This window comes from Cryobacterium sp. TMN-39-2 (genome assembly GCF_004402745.1).
Classification (GTDB): domain Bacteria; phylum Actinomycetota; class Actinomycetes; order Actinomycetales; family Microbacteriaceae; genus Cryobacterium; species Cryobacterium zongtaii.
In genome coordinates this window covers 1-13,013 of record NZ_SOFX01000019.1, presented here as the reverse complement: position 1 = coordinate 13,013, position 13,013 = coordinate 1, and the positions used below count along the sequence as shown (strand labels likewise).

Below are 13,013 nucleotides of genomic sequence, written 5' to 3'. Positions count from 1 at the left end.
CCGCATCCGCGCCACGGGCCGCCGCACCGCCGCCCGCCGTTACGCCGGCGGCGCCCGCTGCTGCTGCCCCGGTACCTGCGGCCCCGGCACCCGCGGCCGACCCTGAGCACACTCAGCCCCTCACCAAGACGCCGGCTCCGCCGCGGCGGACTCCCGCCGACCTCGAAGCGGCGCCCTGGTGGACGACCCCGGCCCAGTCCCGGCTGGTGCCCACCGCTGAAGAGGAGACGGCCGCTCTCGGTCGTCGTACGCCGGCCACCCCGCCGAGCCCGTTGGACACCGGCGTCGCACCGCGCCCCGCCGACTCCACCAGCGCCACGGTCTCTCGGCACGCCGCTCACGTACCACTCCCCGAACCGGCTCCGGCCGCGCTCCCCGTGTCCGCCGCAACCGCGGCCGCGGCCACCGGTGCAGCCACGGCAGCGCCCGGCCACGACGCCCACGCCGCACCGGCGCCGTCCGCCGACGAACCCGGTCCCCGTCGCCGCGGTCCGGCCGACGGCGAGCCGCCGCGCCGCCCCTCGAAGCGAGACCTGCTTTGGGTCGGGGGTGCCGTGGTCGCGGTGCTCGTGATCATCGGTCTCTTCTTCCTGGGCCAGAGCCTGGGTGACACCCCGGCGGCCGCTCCCACCGAATCTGCCTCAGCCCAGGCGGGCACCACCACGGAGCCCACGACCGCCCCCGAGCCCGCCGCCCCGGGCCCGCAGCCGGCCGGCGTGCACGCCTGGAACACCCTGTTCGGCACCGAGTGCCTCGAACCGTACACGTCGCCCTGGGACGAAGAATTCACCGTCGTCGACTGCGCCACCCCGCACATGGGCCAGCTGGTCTACCGCGGCATCCTCGAGGGCGACAGCGGTTCCCCGTTCCCCGGTGAGCAGGCGTTCGCCGACCAGATCAACGTTCTCTGCAGCGCCCCCGGCGTGATCGACTTCGAAACCGCCGGCGCCTACGGCGATGTGCAGCTGCAAGGCAGTTACCCGGTGACCGCCGAGCAGTGGGACGCCGGCGAGAGGTACTTCTACTGCTTCGCGAGCCGGTCCTCGGGCGAGCCGCTCACCGCGAGCCTGGCCCCGGCCGCCTAACGGCGCCGTAGCCACTCCGCACACACAGAAAGCCGGGCCCGAGGGCCCGGCTTTCCGTGTCACCGCGGTGCGCGGGCGGCTAGATTTCGTCGGATTCGACAGGTCCGGCGGCGAGCAGCTGGTGCACGCCGTCGAGGATCTCGTCGGGGCGGAAGGGGTACCGAGCGATCTCGGCGGGGTCGCTGATGCCGGTGAGCACCAGAACCGTGTGCAAACCGGCCTCGATGCCGGCGACGATGTCGGTGTCCATCCGGTCGCCGATCATGCCGGTGTTCTCCGAGTGCGCGCCGATGCGGTTCATCGCCGAGCGGAACATCATCGGATTGGGCTTGCCCACGACGTAGGGCTCCATGCCGGTGGCCTTGGTGATCAGCGCGGCGATCGCGCCGGTGGCCGGCATCGGTCCCTCGGCGCTGGGGCCGGTCGCATCCGGGTTGGTCACGATGAACCGGGCGCCCTTGAGCAGCAGCCGGATGGCTTTGGTGATGGCCTCGAACGAGTAGTTGCGGGTCTCACCCACGACCACGTAGTCGGGGTTGGTCTCGGTCATGATGAAGCCGGCCTCGTGCAACGCGGTGGTGAGCCCGACCTCGCCGATCACGAATGCCGTGCCGCCGGGGCTCTGCTGTTTGAGGAAGTCCGCCGTGGCCAGCGCGGAGGTCCAGATGCGTTCCTCAGGCACGTTCAGCCCTGAGGAGCGCAGGCGGGCCGACAGGTCGCGCGGCGTGAAGATGGAGTTGTTCGTCAGCACCAGGAACGGTGTGCCGGCATCGGTCCACTGCTGCAGCAATTCGGCAGCGCCGGGCAGGGCCTGGTTTTCATGCACCAGGACGCCGTCCATGTCGGTGAGCCAGCATTCGATCTCGTCACGGGTTCTCATGACTCGCTCCTTCTTGTGGGACGAACTGGGCGCAACCAGGGGGACAGGCTGCCGTATCCAGACTATCGGGGAGAGGTTTGCTGGCGGCACCCCGCCGCCGCCCTTGGCGGCGCGGTGCGCCCGGTCAGCGCGTGAGCCAGATGGCGCCGGCGGCGTCCGGGGCGAGCGGGTGCAGCTCCCCGTCGGGCAGCCGCACACTGTGCGCGTCGACCACATCCAGTCGACTGCCGGGGCCGATGCCCGCGTCGGCCAGGGCACGCAGGATGCCCGGATCGCGATCGCTGACCCTCAGCACGGTTCCGGCGTGGCCGGGCGCCGCATCCGCGAGCAGGACCGCCGGCACCCGCACGCTGGAGCCGTCGGCGCCGGGGATGGGATCGCCGTGCGGGTCGGCCGCCGGGTGGCCCAGATGGGCGTCGATGGCCTCGAGCAGCCGGTCGGAGATCGCGTGCTCGAGCACCTCCGCCTCGTCGTGCACCTCGTCCCAGGTGTAGCCGAGCTCCCGCACCAGCCAGGTCTCGATCAGCCGGTGCCGGCGCACCACGGCCGTGGCGCGCATCCGCCCGGCTGCGGTGAGGGTGAGCGGGCCGTACGGCACGTGGGCAATGAACCCGTCGGCAGCGAGCTTCTTCACCATCTCGGTCACCGACGACGGAGCGATGCCCAGCCGGGTGGCCAGGACCCGGGGTGTGATCGGCGCCGGCTGCCACTCGGTGTGCGCGTAGATCGTCTTGAGGTAGTCCTCGGCGGCCGGTGTGGTGGGTTTCATGACCACCTCGGGGTAGCTGGCCGGTTCATGCGGCGGTGAAGACGAGCACGAGCAGGACGGCGTTGAGGGACACCAGCAGCACCGCGGCCACGGCGCCGGCGGCCGTGGTGAACCAGCGGTTGGCGAAGTCGCCGAGCAGGCCGCGCTGCGCCGTGAGCCACACCAACGGGATGAGGGCGAACGGGATGCCGAACGACAACACCACCTGGCTCAGCACCAGCGCCTGAGTGGGATCGAATCCCACGCCGAGGATCAGCAGCGCCGGGATGAGGGTGACGATGCGGCGCAGCAGCAGTGGCACCCGCAGCTTGAGCAGGCCGTGCATGATCTCGGCTCCGGCGTAGGCGCCCACCGAGGTGGAGGCGAGACCGGAGGCCAGCAGCCCGATCGCGAACACCGTCGCGACCACCGGGCCGAGCGTGCTCTGCAGGGCCGCGTACGCACCCTCGAGCGAGTCGGTGCCCGGCACCCCCTGCAGAGCCGAGGCCGCGAGCAGCAGTATGGCGAGGTTGACGGTGCCGGCGATGGCCATGGCGATTGTGACATCCCACTTCGTCGCCCAGAGCAGGCGCCGGGTGGCGGCCGGTCCCTCCTGCATCGGGAACCTGTCGCGGGTGAGCGCGGAGTGCGCGTAGATGGCGTGGGGCATGATCGTGGCACCGAGGATCGACGCCGCCAGCAGCACCGAGTCCGCGCCCTCGAAGCGCGGCACCAGACCGTCGAGAACCGAACCGGCGTCCGGCGGCGCGAAGAAGACCCCGGCGGCGAAGCCCACCGTGATGATCAGAAGCAGGGCCACGATGACCCGCTCGAAAACGCGCGGGCCGCGTCGTGTCTGCACGGTGAGCACGATCATCGAGATGACACCGGTGATCACACCGCCGGCCAGCAGCGGCAGCCCGAAGAGCAGGTTGAGGGCCACGGCGCCGCCGATGATCTCGGCCAGGTCGGTGGCCATGGCCACGAGCTCGGCCTGCACCCAGTAGAGCCGACGGGCGGTTGGCCGCCGCAGGCGCACCCCGAGGATCTCCGGCAGGCTGGTGCCGGTGACGATGCCCAGCTTCGCCGACAGGTACTGGATCAGCCACGCCATCAGGTTGCCGGCCACGACCACCCAGACCAACAGGTACCCGTACCGGGCGCCCGCGGTCATATTGCTGGCCACGTTGCCCGGGTCCAGATAGGCCACGCCGGCCACGAGCGCCGGTCCGAGCAGCCAGAGCAGCCGGGTGGAGGCCACCGAGTTCAGCGAGGGAGGGGCGGCGCGTTCCGCCACGGTCGCGGTCGCTGCAGGGTCAGATTGAGGCATGCCTAAATCGTAGTGAGTATTTAGGTAAGCCGAAACCCCCTCGGGGCGGATGCCGCGTGCCCGGCGGCCCCGCCGACGGAATCAGTCGCCGATGACGAGGACGAGACCGCTGGGGCTGTTCGCCTGGGCGAGGAAAGTGCTGATCCGGTCCCGATCAAGGGCGTGTGCGCGGGCGGTGCGATAGTGAAACTGCACGCTGATGCCCGGCGTCAACCAGATCGTGGTGCGACTCTCCCCGGTCTTGCCCGGGTAGCCCCAGCTGAAGTAGAAGGACTGCTGGAGACGGAACTTGGCGCCCACCACCGCCTGGAGGTGGCTGAGGAGAAGGTCGTCCAGGATCACGGTCAGGGTGGAGTCGTAGATGAACCGCCCCACGCTCAGGTCCTCGCCCGCGGCCGGCGCACCACAGGGCGCGTGAGCAAGATCGGTCCATGGTCCATCGCGACGCCCCCCGGGTCGTGTGCTGGTGCCGGCTGCGCGGTCGCCCGCCAGATTCAGATTTTCACTGTACCGAGAGGCGTGCGGGCCCGGTCAGTCCCCAGTCCGGGGCATCAGCCGGGGAGTGGGCTACTCGCGCACGTCCTCGGGCAGTTCGACGGCGGGCACGGCGGCCTTGCCGCGGGTGCGCAGGGCCTCGCGCCCGGCCTTGTACAGCTCGGAGAGGATCGGGATGCCCGAGAGCAGCACGATGCCGATGATGAAGTACTCGGAGTAGTCGGCGACGAACTGGATCTGCCCGAGCAGGAAGCCCACCATGGTGAGGCCGACGCCCCAGGCGAACGCGCCGATCAGGTTGAAGGTCACGAAAGTGCGGTAGCTCATCTTGCCGACGCCGGCAGCGAGGGGCACGAAGGCGCGGAAGACGGGCAGGAAGCGCGCGATGATGACGGCCTTGCCACCGTGCTTGGCGAAGAACGCGTTGGTGCGTTCGACGTTCTTCGGGTTGAAGAACCGGTTCTGCTCGCGGGCGAAGACGGCCGGTCCGGCCTTGCGCCCCACGCCGTAGGCCAGCTGGTCACCCGCGAACGCGGCGACGAAGATGATCGCACAGGTCACGAAGATGGGGAACGGCACGTCGCCGGTGGCGGTGAGCAGCCCCACCGTGAAGAGCAGGGAGTCGCCCGGCAGGAACGACAGCACGATGAAGCCGGTCTCGACGAACACGACGGCGGCGACGCCCAACAGCACGAACGATCCGAACCAACCGATCAGCCACTCGGAGTCGAGGAAGTCGATGCCGAAGAGTGTGGGATGCATGGAACTGCCTTCCGGTCGGGGTCATGAGTGCGGTCTCGATCGGATGGCGCCGGCGCCAAGACGCGGTCGGAACCGCCGCGGCTGCCGACTGTTGCGCACCCTGACCCCCAGGGTAGCGAACCCGAGGTGAACGGAAGCTGGGTGCTGCGGCCGGCGGTCCTCAGTCGGTGGGGGTGGTCGAGGCGGCCGCGGTACCGTCCAACGCCGCACGCACGAGATCGAGGGCGGCGTCGCGGGTCAGGCCCAACTCGGCTGCGCGGCGCGCGTAGGCCCGGGCGGCATCCGCTGCCGGGCCCGACGTCGTGACGCCGGCGATCACGGATCCGTTGCGGCCGCGGGTTTCGATCACTCCGTGGCGTTCGAGCTCGCGGTAGCTGCGCGCCACCGTGTTGGGCGCGATGCCCAGGTCGTCGGCCAGACGTCGCACAGTGGGCAGCTGCGCGCCGGGCTTCAGGTCGCCGGCACGCACGGCCGCGACGATCTGGGATCGAATCTGTTCGTATGGGGCGACGCCCGAGTCGGGATCGATGACGAGCATCATGTCGGAGAGCCGGCCGCTCGGTCGGCCCACAGCCGACGCCAGTAGTGCTGCTGGGGCTTCGAGGTGATATCGACGATGAAGAGGGTGATCCCGCCGGCCAGAAGGATTGCGGGGATCCCGACACCAACCACCGCCGCGGTGGCGACACCACCTGAGTAATCGCCCAGGAAGCCGATGTCGAAGAACGTGCTCAGAACGGACACGAAGCCCAGCGTGATGGGCACGGCGTGCAGGTCCCGCAGGGCTCGCGAGCGCAGGCCGTCATTCCAGGCCAGATCGGTGGCGGATGCCGACGGCTGGCCGCGATCGAGGATGCGGCGGGACAGCGCCTCCGACACCAGCAGCCCGGCGATCGAGGCATAGGCGAGCCAGGCGCCGGCCGACCCCCAGATGTAGGCGGAGGAGAGGCGCGCGTCGCCGAGCGCCCCGACACTGAAGGCGATCCATGCGGCGAGGATGGCCAGCAGCGCGAGCGCCGGCAGGACGCGTCCGCTCCAGCGTTCCAGCGGCGGCACGTAGTCCGCATAGCCGGGAATGGACGACCGGGCGACACGAGGCCCGGCGAAGGGCGTGAATGCGCTCGCCGCCGACGCGAGTGCGGCGCCGACGGAGCTGCCGACGCCCAGGCCGCCGAAGATCAGCACGGGAACGTAGCCGGCGTCGAAGCCACCGGGAAGGAGCAGGGCGGTGATGACCGCGAGCCCGACGCCGATGACCCCGCCGGTCAGGAGCGCGCGCTCTCGGCAGATGAGCTGGCCGGTGATGCGCTCGGCGGTGTCGACGGGCACGGCGACGCCCAGGCGGCGCGCGTACGCGTCCAGCTCTCGCGGCCGGTTGGCGGGCTTGCTCGAGCTGAGCGGGGTAAAGGCCGACATGATCGCGATGGCGCAGCACAAAAACACAAAGGACACACGAGCCTCCATTCCCCGGGTCGAAGGTCGTCATCCGCCTTCGTAGCAATACAAATAATGTAGCGGTACAAAACCACGGAAAGCAACCGGGGGTGCCGGACGTCCCGCGTTGGCGGGATACGGTGGTGCAGTGCCAGAACCGTTGAACCCCACGCCAGAGCTGTCCACCAACGGGGTCGGCCCGTGGGTCGGGGAATGGCCGGAGGAGCCGTACTACGACCGAGAGCTGCTCGAACGCGGCGACACCCGCAACGTGATCGACCGGTACCGGTACTGGTCGATGCCGGCGATCGTCGCCGACCTCGACGAGAAGCGCAACCCGTTCCACGTGGCCATCGAGAACTGGCAGCACGACATGAACATCGGCTCCATCGTTCGCAGCGCCAATGCGTTCGGCGCCGATACCGTGCACATCATCGGCCGCAAGCGTTGGAACAAGCGCGGCGCCATGGTGACCGACCGTTACCAGCACGTGCTGCACCACCCGGATGTGGCGGCGTTCGTCGAGTGGGCCCGCACCGAGAACCTGCCGATCATCGCCATCGACAACCTGCCCGGCAGCGTGATCATGGAGACCTTCAGCTTCCCCGAGCACTGTGTGCTCCTGTTCGGCCAGGAGGGTCCCGGCCTCTCGCCGGAGGCCGTGGCTGCCGGTGACGCCCTGGTGGAAATCAGCCAGTTCGGCTCGACGCGCTCGATGAACGCTTCCGCGGCGGCCGCGGTCACCATGCACGCCTGGATTCTGCAGCACAAATTCTGACCCGCCCGGCCCGGCCGAGGGCTAGCGTGGAGTCATGACTGCGATCACCGACGATCTCCCTGCCAGACTCCTGCACGAAGCCCACGAGGGCTGGCGCGCCATCCTCGCCGGCAAGGGCGGTGACTACTACCAGCGCACCATGACCGGGGACGGTCTGCTGATTCTGCCGGGGGTGGTGCTCGGCCGCGACGACGTGCGCGCCGCGTTCAAGGCCGCCGCTCCGCTGGATCGGTATGAACTGCACGAGCCGGCCGTCATTCGGTTGGGTGAGCACGCGGGCGTGCTGGTCTACAGGTCCACGGCCTGGCGAGGTGACACCGCGACCGAGCTGCAGATGTCCACGACCTACCTCTTCGACGAGAACAACGGCGGCTGGGCGATCGCGGCGCACCAGGAGTCGCCGGTCTAGGCATCCCCTTCGCCGCACCCCGTATGGCCCATCGCGCCCCCTATAGCGGGCGCGATGGGCCATAGCTGGTGCGGCGATGACCTTCGGCGTCGCCGAGAGGGGCGATCAATGGCCGGTCTCGGCGGCACGCTCCCCGGTGAGCGCCGAAACCGGAACCGTGCAGGCGTCGCCGCGCCACGCCTCGAGGCCCTCCTTCGCCGCGAAGCCGGCAATCACCAGCGCCGCGACCGAGTCCGCCCAGGCCCAGCCGAGCAGTGAGTTGAGCAGCAACCCGGCCAGCAGCGCGGCAGAGAGGTAGCTGCAGAGCAGGGTCTGCTTCGAGTCGGCGACGGCGGATGCCGAGCCGAGTTCCCGGCCGGTGCGACGCTCGAACCAGCTCAAGACCGGCATGATCGCCAGGCTCACCGCGGCCAAGGCGATCCCCACCGGGCTGTGCTCGGCCTCGCGCACCCCGAAGAGCGAGAGGCCGGCATCCACGCTCACGTAGGCCGCCAGCGCGAAGAAGGAGACGGCGATCACCCGAAGGGCCACCCGCTCGCGCTTCTCCGGGTCCGGTGCCGCGAACTGCCAGGCGATCGCCGCCGCCGAGAGCACCTCGACGATCGAGTCGAGGCCGAAGCCGACCAGTGCGGCGGAGGAGGCGACGGTGCCGGCGGCCAGGGCGATGCCCGCCTCGATCACGTTGTAGCTGATGGTGATCGCCACCACCAGTCGGATGCGGCGCTGCAGCACGCGGCGACGGATCGGGTCGAGTGACGATGCCGTGTTCGTGGCGGTCATGCGGGGGTATCGCAGCAGCCGGGAACGTCGCAGTCGGTTTCGGTGCAGGGCTCGCCGTCGTCGACGGCGAGCACCACCTCGACGAGGGCCGCGAGCGCGCGGGTCAGGTGCGGGTCGGCGATCTCGTACCGGGTTTGCCGGCCCTCTGGGACCGCGGCCACGATGCCGCAGCCGCGCAGGCAGCTCAGGTGGTTGGAGACGTTCGACCGGGTGAGGTTGAGCGACCGGGCGATCCGGGCCGGGTAGCCCGGCGCCTCGAGCAGGCTCAGCAGGATGCGGGACCGGGTGGGGTCGGCCATCGCACGACCCAGGCGATTCATGACGTCGAGGTGGCTCGCAATGGTCAGCATTGACTGACCATACAGCGCCGGGTGACCTATCGCCAAGCCCGACCCCGAACGTCGGGATTTAACTTGCACTGTGTGTCCAATGATGCAAAACTGCACTCTATGTCAGAAAGTGCAATCACTTCCCGTGTTGAGCGACGGATGCGTAAAACCGCCGCCAATCTCACGGCGGTGTCGCGTCGGCTCACGGCGGAGCGCGGCCTGGCCGGTTTCACGATCGAGGAGGTGTGCTCCGCCGTCGACGTGTCCCGGCGCACCTTCTTCAACTACTTCGCCAGCAAGGAAGACGCCGTCATCGGGGTCAATCCCGACGACGAGTACCGACTCTTCGCCGAAAAGTTCCTGGCCCGCGGAGCGGGCGAGTGGCCGCAGGTGCTCAACGACCTGATCGACCTGGCCATCCAGCACATTGAATCCGATGAGATGGACCCCCGGGAGCACAGCGACCTGATGGTCGCCCTGGAACGTGAGCCGCGCTTGCTGGCCCGTTTCATCGGCCTGTCCAGGGACCGCGACCGCCAGCTCCGCGGCCTCATCGTCGAGAGGCAAGGCGTCGACGGCGACGATCCGCGTGCTGCGGCGATCGTGAGCATCGTCGGCTCGCTCATGAAATCCACCGCCGACACCTTCGTCGATCCGGCGAATGACCAAGACTTCGCCGTCATCCTCTCTTCTTCGCTCGACGCCATGCGCCTCGTGCTGGCCGTACCCACTCCCTGAAAGGCAACATTTCGTGACCACCACCTCCGAGGCGCCGCTCCTCCTCACCCAACGGCGAATCTGGATCATCTTCGGCGCCCTGATCGCCGGCATGCTCTTGTCCAGCCTCGACCAGACCATCGTCTCCACCGCGATGCCCACCATCGTCGGCCAGCTCGGCGGCGTCGAGCACCAGGTCTGGCTCACCACGGCCTACCTGCTGGCGACGACCATCGTGATGCCCGTGTACGGCAAGTTCGGTGACGTGCTCGGCCGTCGCAACCTGTTCTTGATCGCGATCGCGCTGTTCACCATCGCCTCGGTGGGTTGTGCCTTCGCCGGCGACTTCACCCAGCTGGTGGTCTGGCGTGCCGTGCAGGGCCTCGGTGGTGGCGGATTGATGATCCTCTCCCAGGCGATCATCGCCGACATCGTGCCCGCATCCGAGCGTGGCAAGTACCTCGGCCCGCTCGGCGCCGTCTTCGGCCTCTCCGCCGTCGGCGGTCCGCTCCTGGGCGGTTTCTTCGTGGACCACCTCACCTGGCAGTGGGCGTTCTACATCAACATCCCCGTCGGCATCGCGGCCTTCGCGATCGCCTGGTTCGCCCTGCGGCTGCCGAGCAAGAAGGCCACCCAGCCGATCGACATCCTCGGCGTCATCTTCCTGTCGGCCTTCACGACCTGCCTGATCTTCTTCACCGACTTCGGCGGCAACGCCGACCATGGCTGGGAAGCGATTGAGACCTGGCTCTTCGGTGCCGGCATGCTGCTCGCGGCCGTCCTGTTCGTCATCACTGAGGCGAAGGCGAAAGACCCCATCATCCCGCTGTCGCTGTTCAAGAACCCGACCTTCGTCAACGCGACCCTGATCGGCCTCACCCTGGGGCTCGGCATGTTCTCCGCGATCGGGTTCGTGCCCACCTTCCTGCAGATGTCTTCAGGCACGTCAGCGGCGGCATCCGGCCTGCTGATGCTGCCGATGATGGCCGGCCTGATCGGCACGTCGATCATGTCCGGTATCGCCATCACCAAGACCGGCCGGTACAAGATGTTCCCGATCATCGGCACGATCCTCACCGCGCTCGCGATGGTGCTGATGACCGGCCTCACCGCCGAGACGCCGATCTGGTTGATCTGCGTGTTCCTGTTCATCTTCGGTGCGGGCCTCGGGCTGATCATGCAAGTTGTCGTCCTGGTCGCCCAGAACTCGGTCAACCCGTCGATGGTGGGCACCGCAACGAGCACGAACAACTACTTCCGCGAGGTCGGTGCCGCGCTCGGCGTGGCCGTGTTCGGCACGATCTTCACCAACCGGCTCACCGAGAACCTCACCGGCGTGTTCAGCAACGCCGGCGCGAACGCCACGGATGCCGCTGCGGCCACGTCCACGATCGACCCGCAGACCCTGAATGCGCTGCCCGATGTCGTGCGTGACGGGGTGGTGGCGGCCTATGCGGATGCGCTGGCGCCGGTGTTCTGGTACCTGCTGCCCTTCATCGGCCTGGCCTTCCTCCTTGCCCTGATGCTCAAGCAGATCACGCTCTCCGACGTGGCCGGAATGGTCGCCCGCGGTGAGGCCGTCGGCGGTGCGGAGGCCGAGGCCCTCGAAGCCGCCCAGCACGGCCACCCGACGCACCCGACGCACCCGGCCACCGCCCCGTCCGATGCCGGAGTCCGTGCCGACGCCGAGCTGAAGGCGCCCGAACCGCGCTAGCGGCAGTTTCGCCGAGTTGCTTCAGAATGCCCCTTCACCGCACCCGAAGGGGCATTTTGACGTGAGTCGCCGCCGGTCCCCTCCACGACTGCGGCCAAAGTGGCCCTTCGATGCCTGCCAGGGGGTCTTTTGCGGCAACTCGGCGACTCGGTTTGCGCCCGGCGACGGGTGACTGGGCCTATGGTCCCGTTCGTTCGAGCCGCGATGGCCGTAGCCTGATCCCAGGCCGGTCTGGATCCTTCAGGAAGTGTGCGGCTTTTCTGTGTCTCGACCGCAAAGGCCCGCTCCATGTCACTCACCATCCCCGTCCAGCCCGCCCTGGTCACCACCGACGAGATCTTCGCTGCCCACGAGGGCGGCAAGCTGCGAATCGAACTCGCCCGGCCCATCGACACCCGGCGTGACCTGGCCGTCGTCTACACCCCTGGCGTTGCCGAGGTCAGCCGCGCGATCCACACCGATGCCGCTGTCGCCGCCACGCACACCTGGGCGAGCCGGCTGGTGGCCGTCGTCAGCGACGGCACCGCGGTGCTGGGGCTCGGCGACATCGGCCCGGCCGCCGCCCTGCCCGTGATGGAGGGCAAGTCGGCCCTCTTCCAGCGCTTCGCCGGGCTGAATTCCATCCCGCTGGTGCTCGACACCACTGACGTCGATGAGATCGTCGAGACCCTCGTGCGTCTGCAGCACAGCTTCGGGGCCGTGAACCTCGAGGATGTGTCGGCGCCGCGCTGTTTCGAGCTCGAGGCCAAGCTCATCGAGGCCCTCGACATGCCCGTCATGCACGACGACCAACACGGCACCGCCGTCGTGGTGCTGGCCGCGATCACCAACGGCGCCAAGGTGCTCGGCCGGGATCGCGCGGGCCTCAAGGTCGTCGTGTCCGGCGCGGGCGCGGCGGGGATCGCGATCGCCGCGATCCTGCTGGAGGTCGGTATCCAGGACGTCGTGCTCCTGGACTCCCGGGGCATCCTCAGCGGCCACCGCATCGACCTGACCGGCGTCAAGGCCGAGTTCGCCGTGACGTCGAACCCCCGCCAGATCGACGGCGGCCCGGCGCAGGCCCTCGCCGGCGCCGATGTCTTCGTCGGCGTCTCCTCAAGCACCGTCGAGGAATCCCTGCTCGCCACGATGTCGGCTGACGCCATGATCTTCGCGCTCTCCAACCCCGACCCCGAGGTGGCCCCGGACGTGGCCGGCCGTTATGCCAGGATCGTGGCCACCGGACGCAGCGACTACCCCAACCAGATCAATAACGTGCTCGCCTTCCCCGGCATCTTCCGCGGGGCCCTGGATGCCGGCGCCCGCCGCATCACCACCGCCATGAAGATCGCCGCCGCGATGGCCATCGCCGACCTGGTCGGTGACGACCTCGCCGCCGACTTCATCGTGCCCAGCCCGTTCGACGAGCGCGTGGCCGACGCCGTGGCCGCCGCGGTGATGGCGGCCGTCTAGCTGTACTGCCCAGGGACGTTGGTTGATGTGTGACGTCTTGAAATGACGAAGACCTCCGGTGGAGGGTGGAGCTGTCTAGTTCCCCAACCCGTCCGGAGGT

General features: G+C 69.0%; 14 protein-coding genes and 1 pseudogene. 6 read left to right on the top strand and 9 right to left on the bottom strand.

The genetic code is table 11. The features are described 5' to 3' along the window. Nucleotides 1-1,085 (top strand): annotated as a pseudogene (locus E3O57_RS05455) (hypothetical protein); the annotation flags it as partial. 79 nt (nucleotides 1,086-1,164) lie between these two features. Here the strand turns inward: E3O57_RS05455 and E3O57_RS05450 are convergent. From E3O57_RS05450 to E3O57_RS05420, 7 genes are all read right to left on the bottom strand, one after another. After that, complete coding sequence (locus E3O57_RS05450; RefSeq protein WP_088457422.1) at nucleotides 1,165-1,965, bottom strand: HAD-IIA family hydrolase; 801 nt, start codon at nucleotides 1,963-1,965, stop codon at nucleotides 1,165-1,167. A gap of 124 nt (nucleotides 1,966-2,089) precedes the next feature. Beyond that, nucleotides 2,090-2,734, bottom strand: a complete 645-nt coding sequence (locus E3O57_RS05445; protein WP_088457421.1) for a metal-dependent transcriptional regulator — start codon at nucleotides 2,732-2,734, stop codon at nucleotides 2,090-2,092. Nucleotides 2,735-2,759: 25 nt separating this feature from the next. Beyond that, complete coding sequence (locus E3O57_RS05440) at nucleotides 2,760-4,043, bottom strand: Nramp family divalent metal transporter (RefSeq protein ID WP_088457420.1); 1,284 nt, start codon at nucleotides 4,041-4,043, stop codon at nucleotides 2,760-2,762. 81 nt (nucleotides 4,044-4,124) lie between these two features. Further along, complete coding sequence (locus E3O57_RS05435) at nucleotides 4,125-4,418, bottom strand: ATP-dependent DNA ligase (protein WP_088457419.1); 294 nt, start codon at nucleotides 4,416-4,418, stop codon at nucleotides 4,125-4,127. Between the two features lie 192 nt (nucleotides 4,419-4,610). Further along, a complete protein-coding gene (locus tag E3O57_RS05430) occupies nucleotides 4,611-5,300 on the bottom strand; it encodes a DedA family protein (RefSeq protein ID WP_088457418.1) in 690 nt (229 codons plus the stop codon). A gap of 160 nt (nucleotides 5,301-5,460) precedes the next feature. After that, nucleotides 5,461-5,841: a GntR family transcriptional regulator gene (locus E3O57_RS05425; protein ID WP_103478976.1), complete on the bottom strand. Its 381-nt coding sequence runs from the start codon at nucleotides 5,839-5,841 to the stop codon at nucleotides 5,461-5,463. Continuing rightward, the gene (locus E3O57_RS05420) at nucleotides 5,838-6,752 is read right to left on the bottom strand and encodes a hypothetical protein (RefSeq protein WP_103478974.1); all 915 of its coding nucleotides are present in this window, start codon (nucleotides 6,750-6,752) and stop codon (nucleotides 5,838-5,840) included. The genes E3O57_RS05425 and E3O57_RS05420 overlap by 4 nt, the downstream gene beginning before the upstream one ends. Before the next feature lie 130 nt (nucleotides 6,753-6,882). Here E3O57_RS05420 and E3O57_RS05415 point away from each other — a divergent pair, with 130 nt between their 5' ends. Further along, nucleotides 6,883-7,512 carry a TrmH family RNA methyltransferase gene (locus E3O57_RS05415; protein WP_088458141.1) on the top strand — a complete coding sequence of 210 codons (630 nt, stop codon included), beginning with the start codon at nucleotides 6,883-6,885 and terminating at the stop codon, nucleotides 7,510-7,512. Nucleotides 7,513-7,546: 34 nt separating this feature from the next. Continuing rightward, entirely contained in the window at nucleotides 7,547-7,921 is a 375-nt protein-coding gene (locus tag E3O57_RS05410; protein WP_088457416.1) for a DUF4440 domain-containing protein, read from the top strand. 105 nt (nucleotides 7,922-8,026) lie between these two features. Here the strand turns inward: E3O57_RS05410 and E3O57_RS05405 are convergent, their stop codons facing one another. Continuing rightward, nucleotides 8,027-8,701 carry a cation transporter gene (locus tag E3O57_RS05405; RefSeq protein ID WP_088457415.1) on the bottom strand — a complete coding sequence of 225 codons (675 nt, stop codon included), beginning with the start codon at nucleotides 8,699-8,701 and terminating at the stop codon, nucleotides 8,027-8,029. Next, nucleotides 8,698-9,051: a helix-turn-helix transcriptional regulator gene (locus tag E3O57_RS05400; protein WP_088457414.1), complete on the bottom strand. Its 354-nt coding sequence runs from the start codon at nucleotides 9,049-9,051 to the stop codon at nucleotides 8,698-8,700. The genes E3O57_RS05405 and E3O57_RS05400 overlap by 4 nt, the downstream gene beginning before the upstream one ends. A gap of 138 nt (nucleotides 9,052-9,189) precedes the next feature. On the opposite strand from E3O57_RS05400, the gene E3O57_RS05395 reads away from it, so the two are divergent. The 3 genes from E3O57_RS05395 (at nucleotide 9,190) to E3O57_RS05385 (ending at nucleotide 12,913) form a co-directional block, all read left to right on the top strand. Then, nucleotides 9,190-9,768: a TetR/AcrR family transcriptional regulator gene (locus tag E3O57_RS05395; RefSeq protein WP_165787898.1), complete on the top strand. Its 579-nt coding sequence runs from the start codon at nucleotides 9,190-9,192 to the stop codon at nucleotides 9,766-9,768. 13 nt (nucleotides 9,769-9,781) lie between these two features. Continuing rightward, a complete protein-coding gene (locus E3O57_RS05390) occupies nucleotides 9,782-11,461 on the top strand; it encodes an MDR family MFS transporter (RefSeq protein WP_240632278.1) in 1,680 nt (559 codons plus the stop codon). 288 nt (nucleotides 11,462-11,749) lie between these two features. After that, a complete protein-coding gene (locus tag E3O57_RS05385) occupies nucleotides 11,750-12,913 on the top strand; it encodes an NADP-dependent malic enzyme (protein ID WP_088458140.1) in 1,164 nt (387 codons plus the stop codon). Nucleotides 12,914-13,013: the final 100 nt, after the last annotated feature.